The following is a 15,495-nucleotide window of genomic DNA, read 5'->3' as shown; positions in this document are numbered from 1 at the left end:
ACGGGCTACACCCTTCGCGCCAATGCGCGCCAGCATGAAAAACCAACCACTGTCAGATTTAGTCTAGTCCACCGCAAGTCAGAGATGGACGCGATGAGCGTCCCCTGCAGCTTGCCGAACGTCTCGATCGAGCGAATCATCTGCGCGATGTTCGACACCCGCGCGCTCGCGGGTGTCGACAACTCGCCGTTGACGAGCCCCCAATACGTCTGAGGACGCACGCCGAAGCTCTTCGGCAAATCCGATACCGGCCGGCCGTCTACCTTCGCCGCGAGCTCGAACTGCAGGCGCATCTGGCTGTTCGGGTTCGGCCCGTACGCCTCGACGAGCGCGATGTCTTTCGACATCCGCCCGAGGTGGCCCATCATCGCCTGGAACGCGCTGCCCTTGCCGAACTCGTTCATGTACTCCAGGTAAGCCTCGGCATCCTTGAAATGGATCTGCCGCGCCTCGCTGCCGCGGTTCGCTCGCGCGCCCGTTCCGGGCATGCCGCCGTTACCCGGTTCGAGCTTGTTCAGTCCGTCCGTGCTGATCGTTTCCCACGCGGCACGCAGCAGATCCGTCACCCGGTCGTCGCTCATCAGCGTCCCGTCTTCATTCACGTATCGGTCGCGCGCGAGCTTGGGCATCAGCTTGTTCACCCATTCATCCCGCGCAGCGTCACCGCCCTTGCCAAGTACCTTCGTGGAGTCGTGGGGCTGCGGCGTGTACCCATAATCCAGCCGGCCGACGTCGCCGCCGCTCCGATTGAAGCGCTCGCGCAGCGCGCCGATCACGTCGAGCCACGCGCGCGCGCCCCTCTGGGCGATCGCATTGCCGCTGCTGCCGTCGGCGTTGGCGAAAATTTCACGGAACAGGTCACGCGTCATCGTCGGGTTGTCGGCATCGAACAGGTACATCGCGATGCGTCGCGTGAGTCCAGCTCCCTCGTTGGACTTCACTGCGGTGATGTATTCCATCAACTGGCCGATTGACTCATTTTTGATCGCGGCGGCGTTGTCCTGCGTGCGAACGATGTCCTCGACGAGCGCATGCGCGCGCTTGCCGCCGCGGGCGAGGTCCCCCGCAATCCGCGTGTCGGTTTGCACCGTCTTCAGAGCGGCCAATTGGGCATTCCGATACGTGCGCTCAGCCTCAGCCTTCATATCGGCCGCCGCCTGCTCGGCGGCCGCCATCGTTCGGTCATCAGCCGACATGGCCATCCACTTCGCCCGATCCTGGCGCGCGAGCCGCCGCGCCGTGTCACGGATCCGGTTGTCGATCTCGTCGATCTCGCTGCGCGCGAGCGCCCGGCCAGCGGCCCGGGAAACGGCTTCAATGCATGCGGGATTCACGTTTCATTCTCCATTCGCGAGGAAGCACTGTGCCGCGATGCGGAACAGCGGGATGATTTCGTTCTGCCGAGCCATTTCGGCATCGATCAGGGCCATTTGCTCGGATAGCGTCGACAATCGCGTTTCCCCTGTCTCGGGGTTTGATTCCGCCCACACGGGGCGATCCGCGTTCGCCGCGTGAAACTCGGGCGTGTAGTCGGTCAACTGCCCCGCCGGCGGCAAGGCGGTATGCTCCATCACCGGCAGGGATGCGTCGTCCTGCGCTGGTACAGTCACCGCTTCGTGCTTCGGCGCAGCCTCTGCCGCTGCCTCGCGCGCTGCGGTCGCGATCGCTGTTCGGCGGCTCGGCGGCGCGCCGACCACATCTCGCTGGTTACGGAGTGCGGTGAGTTGCTGGTCAACACGTGGCAGCGCCGCGCGCGCGAGCTCCGCGTTCCGGTTCGTCTCGATGGCGCCGCGCAGTCGCGCGATCTGAGCGTCTTGCGCATCGATGCGCGACTGCAGCTCGACGGGTGCGTCGCGCTCCATCTGCGCTTGCTCGCGCGCCATACGCGTCTTCGATACCGAATACGTTCGACGCGACTGCATCGAATCCATCACGTCCTGCAGCGTGGGTCGAGGCTGCGCCTCTAAGTCCGCAAGCTGCGCTCGGAGTTGCGACACCTGCCCTCGCTCGGCCGTGTTGCCGATATCGGCGAGCAGATCAGCGCGCGTATCTTCCAAGCGGCCGATCATGTCGTTCAGCGCGTCCACGTGCCGAATCTGGTCCGGCTGGATCAGATCGCCGACTTCGACACGGTCGCCGATCGACAGTTGATCGATCGTACGCTGGAAGGCCGTCAGATGCGTCGCCAATGCGTCGAGGTCATCGGGCTGGCCGAGGCTGGCCTGCTCGAGAAGCTGACGGTTATAGACGACCCGCGCGGCGTCGACCTGATCCGGGGTTGGCTGCGCGCCACGCAGCGCCTCATCGGCGCCGCGATCCGCCAGATACTGCTGAACCCGCCGAAGGTATGCACGCGTTTCGGCGGCCGGTGGCTGCTTACCCTGGCGCACCGCATTCGCCTGAGGTGGCCCCCCGTTGTAATCGGCGATGATGACAGCCAGGTTGTCCCCGTACTGTCGCCGAGTGGCGGCCAAATACCGCGCCATGCCGTCGATCGACTGCACTGGGTCGGTGGGGTCGGTCACGCCGAACTTCCGCATGTTGCCCGGCATCATCTGCGCGATACCGGCCGCGCCCTTGCGAGAGACCTGCCCGGAATTTGAGCGCTCCCCGGCATTCTTCAGCGCGACCATCAGGTCGCCGAATTCCGGTGGCAATCCTTCGCGCTGTGCGGCCTGCACCGCATATGCATCGAGACGTGAGTCGTTGAACGGAAGTGCCTTTCGCTCGCTCAAGCTCATCGCCGACAACTGCCGTGCGGCAGCCGGATCAACCTGCGGCGCCGCTGCACGCGCCTGCGCTTCGGCATGAACACCTCGATAACCGAGCGCACCAAAGATGCCCGCCGTCGCAGCCGCAACAGCCAACGCAATTGGGTCGAATGGATCGTACTGATCCGACAACTGCTGATAGCCGGCGGACTGAAGTACGGCCTTCGTCATCGCTGTCTGCGCGATTTGCAGACCCGGCCCTGCGGCAAGGCCGAGTGCGACCGTGCGGGCAATCGTGCCGCCGGCGACCGGGATCACGCCAGCGAGCGCGGCGCCCGTGCCTGCGACCGCGCCGGCGGCCGTCCGGGTGCCGAGATCAACACCCTTCTCGCGAAGCCCCTGCGACGTCGTTTCGCCTTCGCTCGCGCCGGTCAGCGCCGCGCCGGTGAACGGGTTACCCGTGGCGAGCGAGAATCCGATGTATTTCGTCAACCCGCGCGACAGGCCAAACACCGTCTGCTCGGCAATGTTGGAGGTAGCCGGATCCGGCGCCAGACGGGACGAGAATCCATACAGGTTGTCACCGATCGTTGAAGAATACGAGGCACCGCTGGCGAGGTTCGCACGAGCCTGCTCACCCTCCTGCCAACGCTTCGCCTGTGCCTGCGGATCGGTCAACAGGGATGGATCCGTGTTTGCCGTATACCCGGCCACCACGTCACCGAACGACTTGATCGAGTCGAACCCGAAAGCCCCGACCTCGGCAGCCGCCGCCGCGACACCGCGGAACGGCGCTGTGACGGTGTCGATGACCTTAAACGGGGGCGACACCTGCGGCGATGGCAGTGGATTTGAATTCGCGGCGTCGATCGCGCGAAGCGTGTCCTGCGCGTACGGGTCGGTAAAGAGTGTCTGCGCCATTATTTCAGCCTGATCAGGATCGGTTGCTTTTGCGAGTTCGTCGCGTAGCCGGTGCCGGCCGTCACGGCGTACACGCCCTGCGGTGAGACGCGAACCAAGCGCGCAGCGGGCAACTTCGTTACGAAGTCGGCCACCGGAACCTCTGTCTGTCCGATGTGCACCTTGCCGTCATCGATCGGGGTCATGATGCTCGACGCGCTCACGCCCTTGACCGAGGTATTGAAGCGTGCGTCGTCCCACCCGTACGGCTTGAGCGTCTTTCGTCCGTTCAGGTCGACAACGCCGCCTGTCGCGCCGCTGATCGACGCATTCAACTGGCCATCGTCGACCGCCGCGTTCGAGAGGTTGTTTTTGGCTGCCCCATACGCGTACAGGTATTTCGTCGTGTCGATCGCATCCTGGGCGGCTTTCGCACTCGCGAAGGCTTCGCGCAGTTGGGCCGACGCCAGTGCCGTGACGCCCTGCAGCAGCTTGTCGTCGACACCCGCACGCTTGTCGCGGATCGCCTCGGCGCCCTGATAGATCAGGGACGCGATACGCTTGCCGCCCGTCGACGTGAGCTGACTGGACCCGGCGAGCAAAGCGAGGCGGTCGACCGGTCGCTCGTCATGCAGCTGATCGGCGAGCGCACCGATGCGATCCGCGTTCCCGATCGCGAAGCCAATATCGCTGACCTCCTGCCCGCGCTGATCCGCCGGCAACGCGTCGAGCATTCGCGCGAGCTGCCGCGCTTCGTCGTTTGTCAGCAGCGAGATCGGGTGGCCGGCTTTTTGCTCGACTACGCCGGCCGCAGCGGAACGCACGGACAGCGATTTCGCGATGGTGGTCGGGTTCGCGAGGTCCAGTTGAGGAATCTCTCGAATCGCCCCAACCGACGCCGCGGTTTCCCACGGTGCCGTCTTGTACCCGTCGGTCAGGCGGCTGTTGATCGTCCGCCACGTTGCGAGCTGCTTCTGCTCGAGCGGGTCGGTACCGATCTTCGGGTTGGCCTGATCCCGTTCCATCCCTTGGATCATCGCTGCGCGCTCACTCGCACTTGCCGTCGAAAAGGCGTTGGCCGGACCGTTCAGGCGAACCAGCTCCTGGGCCTGTTTCTCCATCGCGGTGCCCTTTGTCCGCGCGAGGAAGTCGGTTTTGTACTCGGGCGACATGTACGAACCCGAATCGTTGAACTCGATCGCTTGATTCACGGCCGTGATCGCGTCGTTTTCCCGCGCGCGATTCTGAGACGCGATCTGGTTTTCGATCTGCGCCTTCAACGACACTACCGTCGACAGCACCTGGTTATGCTTGCCCGCGTCGAGCTTGCCCGCGTAGTAGCCGTCCGGCGACGTCAGATCCTTCTCCAGCTTCGTCAGCGCGGGAAGGTCGTCGTTTGCGCGCGCAGTGATCGCCATCGACTGCGCATGCGCTGCCCATTGCGAATCCGTCCAGTCCTGCAGTCGCTTCTCCGCGATAGGTTTCGCGATTCCTGCCAGCGCAGCCATATTCGGGTACACCGCCCGCACCCTCGCAATGGCTCTATCGATTCCGGCCGGGTTCGTTGCTATTTCCTTGCCCGCCGTATCGAGCAGCGTTTCCGTGTTCGCCCCGATGAGCTGCTGATTGTTCTTCGTGAGCGTCTCCTGCACGCTCAAGGCCGTGGCTCGATCCAACGCCTGCGCCTGGATCATCGCAACCTTCTTGAAATGGCTGTCCGGCTGCGCGCCGATCGTCGAGTCGAACGACTGCTTCTGCGCGTCGGCGAGCTGCTTTTCGTACGTCGGTTGATCAATTGCGCCGCTCATCAACTGCTCGTCGAGCGATTTTTTCGCTGCCTTGACGTTCACCTCATGTGTCTGGAACGCAACGACGTTGTTCGTCCGGGCGAGATCTTGTTGCTGTTGCATGAAGTCAACGGTGGCCTGCGTGCCGGCCTCGCCAAGACCCTGCAGCGCGCGTCCGGTCGCCGCGCCGAACGCGGCCGGATCGGCTTGGACTGCCGGGCCCGGCTGCGCGACAGCGCTCGCTGGATCGCCAAGGGGAATTCGTGCCATGTGTCCTCCGGTTTAGCTGGTCAGTTTTTTCCAGCCGGTTATCAGTTGCGACGCCCCCGACAGCACCGACGTCATTGCACCGATGCCGCCAGCGCGCTGCTGCTGTTGCCCGGCGGCCAGCGTCATCTGCGCCTGCCCGCGCATCGCCTGTGCCTTCGTGTCGGCGCTCAGAATCGTGTTGAACGCGTCGGTCTCCGTGTTCTGACCGATGCGCTCGCGCACGTCGTTGGACGTGCCGGTGCCGACGTCGACGCCGGACGCCGACAGTGCTGCGGTCGCTTGTCCGGCCGTGGTACGCCCCTGCTCGCGGATACGCTTCGCCTGCTGGTAGCCGGCCGCTTGCGTCTGGTCAGCCTGCATCAGCTCCTGCTGCGCGTTGAACTCGGCCGCTTGCTGCGCTGCGGCGCCCTGTTGCGCGACACCGCTCGCAGACGTCAGCACCGACCCAACCGCCGGCAGAAGCTTCGCGCCAGTCGTCACAGCTCCCAATACCGTCACCGGATCACACATGCGACACCTCGAAAGTCATTGCGGCCCTGTTCAGGCCATACGAGTTACAAAACCACGCAGCTCGGCCGACAGATCGGTCGGCGGCCGCGGCGAGTACAACTAGCGACTCCATCCATGCCTCCACGTACCGGAGGCCAGATCCAGATACCGCGCGCCATCGGCCCGGCAATCGCGAAATTGCAGGCTTGCGGCATCGAACCAGAGACGCACAGTGCCCTCCCATGTGTGATGGCGCTGCTTGGCGCAGATCAGAGCGGTATCAGCCTGCTGCTCGGCTTCTTCGCGCTTCTCATCGGAGAGCGTGTCCTTGCGCAACAGCGCCTCTTTGGTCTTGTTCCGGTGCACGATCAGCACGTTATCGACCAGGTCCGTAATCTCGCCGGCGCCCTTCATATCGAACTTATCCGGCACGACGGCCTCCTTCTCACCCTTGCGCGCGTGGTGCACGAGGTGGATGTGCACGCCCGTATCTCGCGCCAGAGAGCACAGCGCGTCGACGAACGTTTTCTGGCCGGCGTAATCGTCCGGGGCGATACCGCACCTCAGCAGGCTGTCGATCACGACGTGATGCACACCGAGTTCCTTGCGGCAGTACCGCGCGACGGCGAGCATGCGCGCGCGCTCGACCGTACCGACATGCGCGTACAGCCACAGCCGATCGTTCGTCCACCGTCCGAAGCTGCGAATGAAGTCCGGCGCCGGCATCGCGGTTGCCGCGGCCTGGCGCGTCAGGCGCTCCATGGTCGCGATCGGCCGCATCTCCATCGACGCGATGCACACGCGGTCGCCGGCCGACATGGCGTGCAGCATCGCCTCGCCGAGCACCGCGGACTTGCCATGACCGTTCACGCCGCCCCAGAGCGTCACCTCGCCCTCGCGGAAGCGGAGGGCGTCGCCAACGCTAGACCACGGCGTTGCCGTACCGGATGCGACTTCCTTCGGGCTGTGCAGGTGCTCGACAAGATCTTCGATGAACTCGCTGGCACGGCGCACGTCCGCGCGGCCGTCGTCCTCGTCTCTGGCGTATGCCTCCCAGTCGATCGAGTCGGGTAGTGTTCGGGCCATCAGGCCACCTCCTTGGTGTTTCCGTTTCGTTCTGCGGCGAGCTGCGCCACGAGCTGGCACGCGTGGTCATAGGGATTCGGCAGCGTGTCGCCCAACGCATCGAACAAACGGCGCGCAAGCGTGTGCGATGCCGGCCAGCACATCGGCGCGATCACCATCGGGAACCAGTCGAAGAGCGCGAAGTCCTCGCCCGGCACCGCGCGCCGCTCGCCGCAATGGACGCGCGGACCTTCGCGGAACGTGAGCACCAGCGTGTCGGGCACCGCGGCCGCGATGTCAGCGAGCGTGTGCAGCAGATCGCTCCAGGGCACGTCAGCCGACGCGAATACCTCGACGTCGAGCGCGGCGATAGGACGCCAGTCGTAGCGCTGGCCGGCGGCCGCCGAGAGCGTCACGTTGTCGAAACGCAGCGGCCCAGCCAGCGCCACGAGCACCGGCAAATCCGGTACGCGGCCGGCGCGGCGCATGGACACGAGCGCGGCACCGTTGGATGGATAGCGAAGGCTCATGGCGGTCAGGCGAAGGGGTTGTCGGCGGACTGGCCGTTCGCCCGCGGGGACGAGCTCTCGAGCCAGTCCGCCTTGAAGCCGCCCCACCCGCGGACAACACATGTCCGCAGAGCGTCAGTCATCGAGATCCCCGCCTTGTCCGCCTCGGCCTTGGCGGCATCGAACGCTGTTGCAGTGGGCGCCAGCCTCTTGGTCCTGCGGACAGCGAGCCAGTCCTTGGCGAGTTCCGAGGGAACCCCAAAAGATTCGAGATGCGCCTGCGCATCGAAGCGCGGAGCGCGCTGTGTTTGTTTCTTTGAAGATGAAGAAGAAGATGAAGAGCCGTCACCCAAGGGGGGCTTTGGTGAAGCTTTGGTGCCATCACCCAAGGGGGGCTTTGGTGCGCCCTTCGATGCGCTGCCGTCGCCTGTCTGAAATCGCGACGACTCGCCACGAACCGAACGCACGTACTCGTCCTTGACCATCCGCGACGAGTACCATAGCGGGCCTTCCTGCTCGGCAACCAGCGTCACCGGTTCGCCGTCACGGCGACCGGAGCGCGGCACGTAGATGCACGCGGCGCACGGCTGCCCGTTGTCGGCGCCCTTCAATACGCCCTTGTGGACGATGGCTCGGAGCGTCGCGAGCGGCGCACCGATCGCCTGGGCAATCTCCTTGAGCGGCCAGCGCAGGACGCCGTATTCCTCCGAGTCGTGCAGCAGGCACATCACGTCGATCCACACGCCCTTCTCGGCGTGGGTGCAGCGCCGCAGGTTACTGTTCGCCTGCCAGTCGCCCGGGTAAAACTGGAACGATGGACGCGTCATGCCGGCAGCCCCATCGCATCTTCCATGCGCCGGATCTGCGCCGCGCTGCGGTGCCGGATTTCCAGACGCATGAGATAGCTGCAGCGAGCGCGCAGGACGCGCGTGCCGGCCGCGCACATCAGCCGCCCGAGCGCGTCGATACGCAGCTCGCGCGCGTGGTCATCGACAGATCGCCCGAGCGCGGCCGCAGAGCGTATGGCGGCGCACGTCGACCAGCTTCGCAACTGGATAGTGCCGACGCGGCGCGCGCGGGTCGCAAGGTTTGCCGTCATGGCGCACCTCACGCGGGTTGGAGAACGCGGTAGCCGTCCGGGTCGGCCAACCAGCGATGAATCTCGCGATTCGGCCAGCCGACGCATCGTGCAGAGCCAATCTGCACACGCCGAGGAAACCGTCCATTCATCTCGCGTCGCCGCAAGGTCTCATGGCTAAAAGGGACGATGTGCTTGAGATCCGCCCAGCGCGTGAAGCCATCGAGCGGCAGCGACTGGGGGATGGGATTCGCACCATCAGCGATCGGTGCGCGGGCAGGGGTTGTAGACATGTGCAGAACCTTGCGGTCGTTTGAACACGTCCGATACTAGGGATGTCGATGTTCTCTGCGAATCCCCGAAAATCTCGCGTTAATTTACCCCCATGGCGTGCGTCACCCTGGCCCCTTCTCGCGTCTGTAGCGCTCCCCGCTCGCGTTCATTAATTTTCTGGCGCGCAATAGCGACTCTGTGCCGAATTCCGGAGCACCGTCATCCACGAAGGGATCTCGGAAGTCATGGACTTGATCCCGATACTTGTTCTGCCACTTCTCGACGGTGTCTCGATCCACGGCAAAAGAGGCCATGACAGATTTGACCGGATCGTCATCGATACCAAATTGCGCTCGCATCTCAGGTGCAGGACGACGACGCTTGATCTTTGTGAGAGCGATGATCTCCAACACCCGCTCTGGCGTGGTGCCGAATTTTTCGCAGCCACCGTCAATATGCGGATCCTCCGCAATGGACTTGCACCAGTCGCGGGCCGCCTTCATCAGGCGGATATATTGCACGGCGATTGCTACACACCCTGCTGCAACGAGCGTGATAGGTCGAGGCCCCGGTTTCGGAATACCCTTCAACAGCCCAGGCTCCTCTCGCGTATCGACCATGCGAAGCGCTGCAATCAGTTGCATCGCAACGCTTTCGTCGACTGCTTGAATGTCACCCCGAACATAGGCCTCAAGATGCTCCACGATACCAATCCTGGCCTCCTGTCGATTGGCCAGAAAGTCTTGTTCGGACACAGACAGTGTTCGGAAACGCATATCGTGCAAATCATTTTCGGCGGTCTGGAACCGTAACAGCCCCTCGTCCGTTCCTTTGTCCTCGCGATCCATTGCGCCCTCACGCACCCCCTTATGAGGAACCGCGCCGGCCGGGTAAGGGAGCCCGGTTTTCGCCCCGTCGAGCTAGGCGCGGTGAAACGATTATGCCGCAGCAGCGCGCTCCCCCTGCAGCGTGTTCACATAGGCTTCCGTCAACTGCGCGAGCCGGCGCACCTCCGCCGCGGCGTCAGCCAGCATCTCGATCAGGACGGCGCGATCGTCATCAGGCATGACCGCTGCGCCCGCCGGCGACATGCTGTCGCGAAGCAGCACCGACGCCAACACATCGAGCCGCGTCGTCTCGCACGCGAGCGTCACGTCCGGCGACTGCTGATCGTAACGTCGGCAGATCGACGTCGCGCCGGCCTCGAAGGTCGCCGAAAACTCGCCCGATTCCGATCGAAGTTGGGACGCTTTAGCCATGCTGGACCTCCCGTTCAGCCTCGAATCGAGCGCGCGAGTCGGCCGTTTGACGCATCCGCCCCTCAAGGTCGACAAGGTACCTCGCGATCACTTCGGCCGCGTTCAGCAGACCCAGATGAGCAGACAGCCCGAGCGGCTCGGCATCCGACATTTCCGGCTCGGAAAGGCTGTTGTGAACGAGACGGGAGATGGTCCGAAGCGCGTCGCCTGCACGCGCAACATCAGCCAAGTCGGAAAAATAGACAAAGCCGCCTTGATCTGCGCCAGTGTACTGATCGCGCATCAGCGCGCCGCGAAATGCAGCGTCGGTGTAATCGGACTTCGGAGAGGAAATAAGCGAGGGATTTTGGGTCGACATGACGGGTCCTTTGTGATCAAAGAACCTGCGCCCCCATCGCCAAATAGGGGTGGGCAGGCAGATGACGAGGTTGGCGAACCGGACACAAAGGAACCCGGCATACCCGAAGGTATCCCCACCACTGCCCGCCCGTTGATTGGACGCACGCGTAGTGTACAGACGAAAAAATACCGCCATATGGCGGTCGTCGTCCGCCTTTGTGGAATCAGGTCGCCAAACCCGGCCGCTGTTGTTTCAGCGACGGTTCAGATTATCCCCCCGATTCGCAACCCGTCAAGTAGGAATTTGTAAACTTGCGCGATCGTGGCAAGATGGCGGCTCGTATTCGGGGAGAACGTCATGGCTGACCCGATGGAAGAACTGCGCGCGACGGCGGCCCGGCTGAAGCGTGAAAGCGATGATCTGGTACGCAAGGTCGATGCACTCCCACGGCACCGTGAAAGTTCGGGCGGCTCGTTGTCGGCAGAACAAATTCTGCAGATCGCACGCCGCGCCGTGCAGTTGTTCGAACAGCAACCGCCACGGCCGGTGCATGTGACGCAGGCGCAGGCCGCCGATATGCTCGGCATCACCGCCCGGACAGTGCACACGCTCGTGCGCACTGGGAAGCTGAAGCTGAACGGCGTCGGCCGTATCCCGATCGGGCAGATCGATTTGTTTCTCGCCCGCACGAAAAACAAGTGACCATTTCGCCGCTCCAGTGCGGCATACCGGGGGACCACCATGAAGAAAAAAGCATTGCTTCTGATCGCCTGCATCGCCGCGGCGCCGACCTTCGCCCAGTCGCTGTATGGGAGCCATCGATCGAGTCCGAATCTGTACGGCGGCTCGACGGGCTTCGGGTCCGATCAGACCGTCAGCGGCTACACGCGCAGCGACGGATCGTACGTGCAGCCCTACCATCGCTCCGCGCCCGACGGGAACCCGTACAACAACTATTCGACGCAGGGGAACGTCAATCCGTACACGGGCCAGCGCGGCTACAAGAATCCCGGCTACTGATTCCGCCGGCGACGACAGAAAAACAGCTTGCTGGACCGAATGAAGAACTGCAGTTGCACGGGCCACGCCGCCGCACATGCCGGTCGATAGTGATGCGGTAGCGGTGGCGACGCCCATCGACCGGCCAGTGGCACGAAATCAGCTGGAATCGCCTCGATGCCATCGAACATCGACGGCTGGGTTTCCTCGGTATGTGACGCGCGCGCCACTCGTCGATTGAGCGTCCGCGGTCCAATCGCCAGATACGTCGCCACACGCACTGCGTCACCATCGAATCGTTCAAACGTACGCAGGTATGCGATGGCCTCGGAGAATCGGCCACCGATCGCCCTCGCTGCAGCAGCGGCTTCTTCGCGCATCTCAAGCGCGACGAGCGGCTCGTATTTTTCTGGAGATGAGAGGCGTGCGCCGACGGCACTGGGAAGAAAGTCGCCATCGTCGTCGATATCGTCTCGATCGATTCGCAACGCGAACCGCTCCTTCCGATTGACGAATTTCCCGAACTGCCGCTGCAGTCGAGCAACAATCATGTTGCGCAGGCTTTCGTCGCCCGGGTCAGGGGCTGCATCGGGATCTGCGTGGAACTCATCCACGATCAGCCAGGTTTCGCTCATCAAATCGTCAACGGAGTGATCCCCTTCCGAAGACCAGGCGATCCGCTCAAGCTGCTTGCGGATCAGGATCGTGATGCGCTGGAAGAACGCGAAGGCCCTGTTCAACGGCCCTCCCAGCGCGCCAGAGGCGCCTTACGCGCCGGTGAATCACCAGCGCAGTACTTCCTCGACGACGATGGCCGGACGCGACGTTCGGTACTCGATCTAGAGTGCATCGCGCGATGCTAAATCAATCGTATGAAAGATCAACGAATCACGGCAACTATCGTAGGAGCAGTGCTTCTTAGTTTGACGAGCGTCACGGCTCGATACAACTTTCCGCCCACGCGATCACGTCCTTCGCGCGCCAGAGCGGCCGTGCACGCTCGGTCGCGCTCTTGCCTGACGGGATGCGGATCGGGTGCGGGAAACCGTCCTGCGTGGTTATCCATTGCCGCGTGTGCTGCTCGCTACGGTGCAGATAGGCGGCCAGTTCGGCGAGATCCCAGAGCGCGTGCGGCGTCAAGCGTGAAGCAATCTTGCGTGCCAGTTCGTCGATGCGCAGACTCTCATCTTTCGTCGGCACACTCTGCGATACCCGCTCCTGCCCTGCTTGGCGCGCCAACCACGCATCAATGTCTTTCTCCAGCCACGCCGCGCGGTCCGGCACTAGTTCGAACGGCTTCGGGAACGTGCCGGCGTTGATCATGCGGAAGAGCGTCGATTGGCCAAGACCGACTTTCTTGACCACTTCCTTCATACGGAGCGCGCGCATAGCATCCTCCCACGTTGCAACTGGCGTTCACGCATTGTGTGCGCAGGCGCGCGAGGGCCGGTACGGTACACCCGTGCGCCCGGCGCGCCGTATGGATCTGGCACGAAGCGCTAGGCCGTTTGCGCCGGACGCGCAAGGTTGCCGCGCGCGACGCCCGGGGTCGCCCAGATACAGCTCGCCCGTCGCGCCGGCGGGCACGCACGCGCCGAACGCATCGAGCACCAGCGTGCGCGCATTCGGCAGCGGCAGCCGAGCGGCACGCCGCTCAACGGATCGCGCGCGTCGGCGGTAATCACCCCAGTATCGCATGGGATCGCGCCGACCGTCGCTTCGGTCGGCCCGTAACCGTTGATCAGGCGCACCGCCGAGAACGTACGGCGATGGCCGCGAATTCACGCCGGTACGCCGGCGGAAATGCGGCGATGCTGGGGCCGCTTACCGTCGTCAACGAGGGCACCGCGCAGGGCACGAGCATGCACACGCACGGCGGCGTGCAGATCGGTAGCGGCAATACCGAGATACCGAACTGATGTGCTGCGTGGCACATCGAGCCAGCGGCACTTGCAATCAGCCGGGTAAACGCGGCAACAGATCCTAGTTGACGATCATTGGATTTTCCGACAATATCCGGTTGACGATTCCGTCATTAACCGAAAAAGTGAGCGCTGATGCAAATGCCATTGCCGTGGAAGTCAAAGGCCGCCTTGTCCGAAGACCGCCTGAACCTGATTGCCTCGAATCTGCGTGAAATCTTCTACGGCGTCGAGACGCTTCTCGACTCCGAAGACGATTGTAACTACGGCCGGGGTGCATTGTTCTTCAGCCGTTCGCGCCAACGTCTTATTCGTCTGGCAACTTCGGGCGACTATCAGTGGCTGAAACTGACCAACCCCGCGATGGACGTTACGCTGGAGATCGGTGGACTTCCGTTTCGGTTCTTTCGAGACGATCACGAAACTCCCAAAAAGAAGGGCTTTTGGCGCCGCAACGATTCCGATCGACTGTTCGATCCGGACGATCGCGAGCCGGTGATCTTCCGCTTTATCGTTCAGCGTCCTTTGACGGACGATGATGAACTCGAGATCTATTTCGTCGGCTACAACGTCATGCAGGAGGCAGTGTGCGAGTGGCGTTACGGTCATGTTCGTGTTCTCCGTGACGTCAATGATCAACTTCCGGCAGAGGTGCCTCAAGCACCCGCGCGTGCAGATATCCCGGAATCCGAGGAGTCCGCTCCGCGTGCAGGTAATGACAACGCGAAATGACAGCCGTATTTGATGGAGCAAACCTTCGCCTCGTTCGCTGCGCACAGGGATTGTCGCTGGCGGACGTTGGCGAGGCTGTAGAGAAGTCCAAGCAATATATTCAACGTATCGAGGCGGGAACTGATACGCCGACGTCTCAATTGGTTGATGCATTAGCGTCCTTCCTCAACGTTGAGCCCGAGTTCTTGTTCGCAGGTGACAAGCAGGCGTTGAGAGAGGACGTGTTTCATTTTCGGAAATTGATCGGAACGAAGCCAACGGACAAGCAGGCCGCTATGGCTACGGGGGAGCTTTTTCGAAAGATAGTTGATTTCATCGACAGTACGCTTAGGCTGCCGAGAGTCGACTTCCCGGAACACGATATTGGGTCGCCGGAAGCCGCCGAACGTGCAGCCGAGAAATGCCGCATTCACTGGGGGCTTGGTGTCGGCCCGATTGGGAATATGGTTCGGGTTGTCGAAAATGCCGGGGCTGTTGTTACTACATTTGAAAGTGCGGGGCGTGGGATTGATGCACTCTCGATTGCCGCGCCGCGACCTATCGTAGTTACGAACAGCAATGACGTCTCTGCATGTCGAGTGAGGTTTGACCACGCCCATGAAATCGGCCATCTCGTCGGCCATGTTGGCCGGAGCACCGGGGACAAAGCGACCGAAGCAGAGGCGAATCGTTTTGCGTCAGCATTCCTGTTGCCGCGGAGTTCGTTTGCGAAGGAGTTTCCGGCGCTACGCGGCGGCACGCAAATTAATTGGATTGCTCTATCAGAAATGAAAATGCGTTGGCGTGTTAGCAAGGCCGCATTGCTGTACCGCGCACGCCAATTGGGGATTCTGTCCGAGGATCTGTACAAGCGCGCTCTGATCGGACATTTGTTTGCAAAGGGCGAGCGATATGGCGAGCGCGAGGATCCTCAGATTCCGCATGAGAGTCCCGAACTGTTCGACAGTGCCATATCACTCTTGTCTGAACGACTCGGTATGTCGCTTGAGCAAATTGCTGCATCGGTGAAGATGAAGAAGGCACTGCTTTTGTTGGTAGCGCCTCAGGCTCGTGCTCTTGAAAGACGGTCGACGAGCGCAGTGGTTTCGCTTAGGGCATATCGCAAAACGGCTCCTGGCAGGGTCTGAGCCAGGGAGGCGCGCGTACTCACTTTATGCCTGC

At 62.7% G+C, this 15,495-nt stretch carries 18 protein-coding genes and 1 pseudogene; 4 read left to right on the top strand and 15 right to left on the bottom strand.

Annotated elements, in window-relative coordinates; all coding sequences use genetic code 11:
* Nucleotides 1–5 precede the first annotated feature (5 nt).
* The 12 genes from WS61_RS08170 to WS61_RS08120 all read right to left on the bottom strand — a co-directional run bounded on the left by WS61_RS08170 (nucleotide 6) and on the right by WS61_RS08120 (nucleotide 10,699).
* On the bottom strand, nucleotides 6–1,334 hold the full coding sequence (locus WS61_RS08170) for a hypothetical protein (RefSeq protein WP_059500000.1): 1,329 nt from the start codon (nucleotides 1,332–1,334) through the stop codon (nucleotides 6–8).
* 3 nt (nucleotides 1,335–1,337) lie between these two features.
* Nucleotides 1,338–3,632 carry a transglycosylase SLT domain-containing protein gene (locus WS61_RS08165; RefSeq protein ID WP_059499999.1) on the bottom strand — a complete coding sequence of 765 codons (2,295 nt, stop codon included), beginning with the start codon at nucleotides 3,630–3,632 and terminating at the stop codon, nucleotides 1,338–1,340.
* Nucleotides 3,632–5,668: a hypothetical protein gene (locus tag WS61_RS08160; RefSeq protein ID WP_157692713.1), complete on the bottom strand. Its 2,037-nt coding sequence runs from the start codon at nucleotides 5,666–5,668 to the stop codon at nucleotides 3,632–3,634. The genes WS61_RS08165 and WS61_RS08160 overlap by 1 nt, the downstream gene beginning before the upstream one ends.
* A 12-nt stretch (nucleotides 5,669–5,680) precedes the next feature.
* Nucleotides 5,681–6,109 (bottom strand): hypothetical protein, encoded by a 429-nt coding sequence (locus WS61_RS08155; protein WP_157692712.1) that lies wholly within the window; start codon nucleotides 6,107–6,109, stop codon nucleotides 5,681–5,683.
* 168 nt (nucleotides 6,110–6,277) lie between these two features.
* Nucleotides 6,278–7,243, bottom strand: a complete 966-nt coding sequence (locus WS61_RS08150) for an AAA family ATPase (RefSeq protein WP_059499996.1) — start codon at nucleotides 7,241–7,243, stop codon at nucleotides 6,278–6,280.
* Complete coding sequence (locus WS61_RS08145; RefSeq protein WP_059499995.1) at nucleotides 7,243–7,752, bottom strand: hypothetical protein; 510 nt, start codon at nucleotides 7,750–7,752, stop codon at nucleotides 7,243–7,245. The genes WS61_RS08150 and WS61_RS08145 overlap by 1 nt, the downstream gene beginning before the upstream one ends.
* Before the next feature lie 5 nt (nucleotides 7,753–7,757).
* Nucleotides 7,758–8,558 (bottom strand): hypothetical protein, encoded by an 801-nt coding sequence (locus tag WS61_RS08140; protein ID WP_059499994.1) that lies wholly within the window; start codon nucleotides 8,556–8,558, stop codon nucleotides 7,758–7,760.
* Entirely contained in the window at nucleotides 8,555–8,830 is a 276-nt protein-coding gene (locus WS61_RS08135; RefSeq protein WP_059499993.1) for a hypothetical protein, read from the bottom strand. Before WS61_RS08135 ends, WS61_RS08140 begins: the two co-directional genes overlap by 4 nt.
* Nucleotides 8,831–8,838: 8 nt before the next feature.
* Nucleotides 8,839–9,102 carry an AlpA family transcriptional regulator gene (locus tag WS61_RS32880; RefSeq protein WP_095211633.1) on the bottom strand — a complete coding sequence of 88 codons (264 nt, stop codon included), beginning with the start codon at nucleotides 9,100–9,102 and terminating at the stop codon, nucleotides 8,839–8,841.
* 102 nt (nucleotides 9,103–9,204) lie between these two features.
* On the bottom strand, nucleotides 9,205–9,930 hold the full coding sequence (locus tag WS61_RS08130; protein WP_059499992.1) for a hypothetical protein: 726 nt from the start codon (nucleotides 9,928–9,930) through the stop codon (nucleotides 9,205–9,207).
* A gap of 90 nt (nucleotides 9,931–10,020) precedes the next feature.
* The gene (locus WS61_RS08125; RefSeq protein ID WP_059499991.1) at nucleotides 10,021–10,341 is read right to left on the bottom strand and encodes a hypothetical protein; all 321 of its coding nucleotides are present in this window, start codon (nucleotides 10,339–10,341) and stop codon (nucleotides 10,021–10,023) included.
* Entirely contained in the window at nucleotides 10,334–10,699 is a 366-nt protein-coding gene (locus tag WS61_RS08120) for a hypothetical protein (protein WP_089424780.1), read from the bottom strand. Before WS61_RS08120 ends, WS61_RS08125 begins: the two co-directional genes overlap by 8 nt.
* Before the next feature lie 339 nt (nucleotides 10,700–11,038).
* Here WS61_RS08120 and WS61_RS35570 point away from each other — a divergent pair, with 339 nt between their 5' ends.
* Both WS61_RS35570 and WS61_RS08110 read left to right on the top strand, forming a co-directional pair.
* Nucleotides 11,039–11,383, top strand: coding sequence for a helix-turn-helix domain-containing protein (locus WS61_RS35570; RefSeq protein WP_257127199.1), 345 nt, complete (start codon nucleotides 11,039–11,041; stop codon nucleotides 11,381–11,383).
* Nucleotides 11,384–11,422: 39 nt separating this feature from the next.
* Nucleotides 11,423–11,701 carry a hypothetical protein gene (locus WS61_RS08110; protein WP_059499989.1) on the top strand — a complete coding sequence of 93 codons (279 nt, stop codon included), beginning with the start codon at nucleotides 11,423–11,425 and terminating at the stop codon, nucleotides 11,699–11,701.
* Here WS61_RS08110 and WS61_RS08105 read toward each other — a convergent pair.
* The 3 genes and pseudogenes from WS61_RS08105 to WS61_RS36040 form a co-directional block, all read right to left on the bottom strand.
* Nucleotides 11,695–12,420: a hypothetical protein gene (locus WS61_RS08105; RefSeq protein ID WP_059499988.1), complete on the bottom strand. Its 726-nt coding sequence runs from the start codon at nucleotides 12,418–12,420 to the stop codon at nucleotides 11,695–11,697. The two genes, WS61_RS08110 and WS61_RS08105, sit on opposite strands and share 7 nt — an antisense overlap.
* A 193-nt stretch (nucleotides 12,421–12,613) precedes the next feature.
* Nucleotides 12,614–13,069 carry an AlpA family phage regulatory protein gene (locus WS61_RS32875; protein ID WP_179949664.1) on the bottom strand — a complete coding sequence of 152 codons (456 nt, stop codon included), beginning with the start codon at nucleotides 13,067–13,069 and terminating at the stop codon, nucleotides 12,614–12,616.
* Between the two features lie 50 nt (nucleotides 13,070–13,119).
* Nucleotides 13,120–13,434, bottom strand: a pseudogene (locus WS61_RS36040) (AMP-binding protein); the annotation flags it as partial.
* Nucleotides 13,435–13,737: 303 nt separating this feature from the next.
* On the opposite strand from WS61_RS36040, the gene WS61_RS34795 reads away from it, so the two are divergent.
* Nucleotides 13,738–14,334: a hypothetical protein gene (locus WS61_RS34795; protein WP_081079311.1), complete on the top strand. Its 597-nt coding sequence runs from the start codon at nucleotides 13,738–13,740 to the stop codon at nucleotides 14,332–14,334.
* A complete protein-coding gene (locus WS61_RS32870; RefSeq protein WP_081079312.1) occupies nucleotides 14,331–15,461 on the top strand; it encodes an ImmA/IrrE family metallo-endopeptidase in 1,131 nt (376 codons plus the stop codon). Before WS61_RS34795 ends, WS61_RS32870 begins: the two co-directional genes overlap by 4 nt.
* Nucleotides 15,462–15,495: the final 34 nt, after the last annotated feature.

Origin of the sequence: Burkholderia sp. ABCPW 11 (assembly GCF_001523445.1) — a bacterium.
Lineage (GTDB): Bacteria > Pseudomonadota > Gammaproteobacteria > Burkholderiales > Burkholderiaceae > Burkholderia.
The sequence above is the reverse complement of the archived record's forward strand: the minus strand, read 5'-3'. Positions and strand labels throughout refer to the sequence as shown.

Coding starts and splice junctions, on each gene's coding strand:
- WS61_RS08135 (WP_059499993.1), bottom strand. CDS start 8,830: ATGACGGCAAACCTTGCGACCCGCGCGCGCCGCGTCGGCACTATCCAG.
- WS61_RS08125 (WP_059499991.1), bottom strand. CDS start 10,341: ATGGCTAAAGCGTCCCAACTTCGATCGGAATCGGGCGAGTTTTCGGCG.
- WS61_RS32870 (WP_081079312.1), top strand. CDS start 14,331: ATGACAGCCGTATTTGATGGAGCAAACCTTCGCCTCGTTCGCTGCGCA.
- WS61_RS32880 (WP_095211633.1), bottom strand. CDS start 9,102: ATGTCTACAACCCCTGCCCGCGCACCGATCGCTGATGGTGCGAATCCC.
- WS61_RS35570 (WP_257127199.1), top strand. CDS start 11,039: ATGGCTGACCCGATGGAAGAACTGCGCGCGACGGCGGCCCGGCTGAAG.
- WS61_RS08160 (WP_157692713.1), bottom strand. CDS start 5,668: ATGGCACGAATTCCCCTTGGCGATCCAGCGAGCGCTGTCGCGCAGCCG.
- WS61_RS08130 (WP_059499992.1), bottom strand. CDS start 9,930: ATGGATCGCGAGGACAAAGGAACGGACGAGGGGCTGTTACGGTTCCAG.
- WS61_RS08120 (WP_089424780.1), bottom strand. CDS start 10,699: ATGTCGACCCAAAATCCCTCGCTTATTTCCTCTCCGAAGTCCGATTAC.
- WS61_RS34795 (WP_081079311.1), top strand. CDS start 13,738: ATGCAAATGCCATTGCCGTGGAAGTCAAAGGCCGCCTTGTCCGAAGAC.
- WS61_RS08150 (WP_059499996.1), bottom strand. CDS start 7,243: ATGGCCCGAACACTACCCGACTCGATCGACTGGGAGGCATACGCCAGA.
- WS61_RS08165 (WP_059499999.1), bottom strand. CDS start 3,632: ATGGCGCAGACACTCTTTACCGACCCGTACGCGCAGGACACGCTTCGC.
- WS61_RS08110 (WP_059499989.1), top strand. CDS start 11,423: ATGAAGAAAAAAGCATTGCTTCTGATCGCCTGCATCGCCGCGGCGCCG.
- WS61_RS08145 (WP_059499995.1), bottom strand. CDS start 7,752: ATGAGCCTTCGCTATCCATCCAACGGTGCCGCGCTCGTGTCCATGCGC.
- WS61_RS08140 (WP_059499994.1), bottom strand. CDS start 8,558: ATGACGCGTCCATCGTTCCAGTTTTACCCGGGCGACTGGCAGGCGAAC.
- WS61_RS32875 (WP_179949664.1), bottom strand. CDS start 13,069: ATGCGCGCGCTCCGTATGAAGGAAGTGGTCAAGAAAGTCGGTCTTGGC.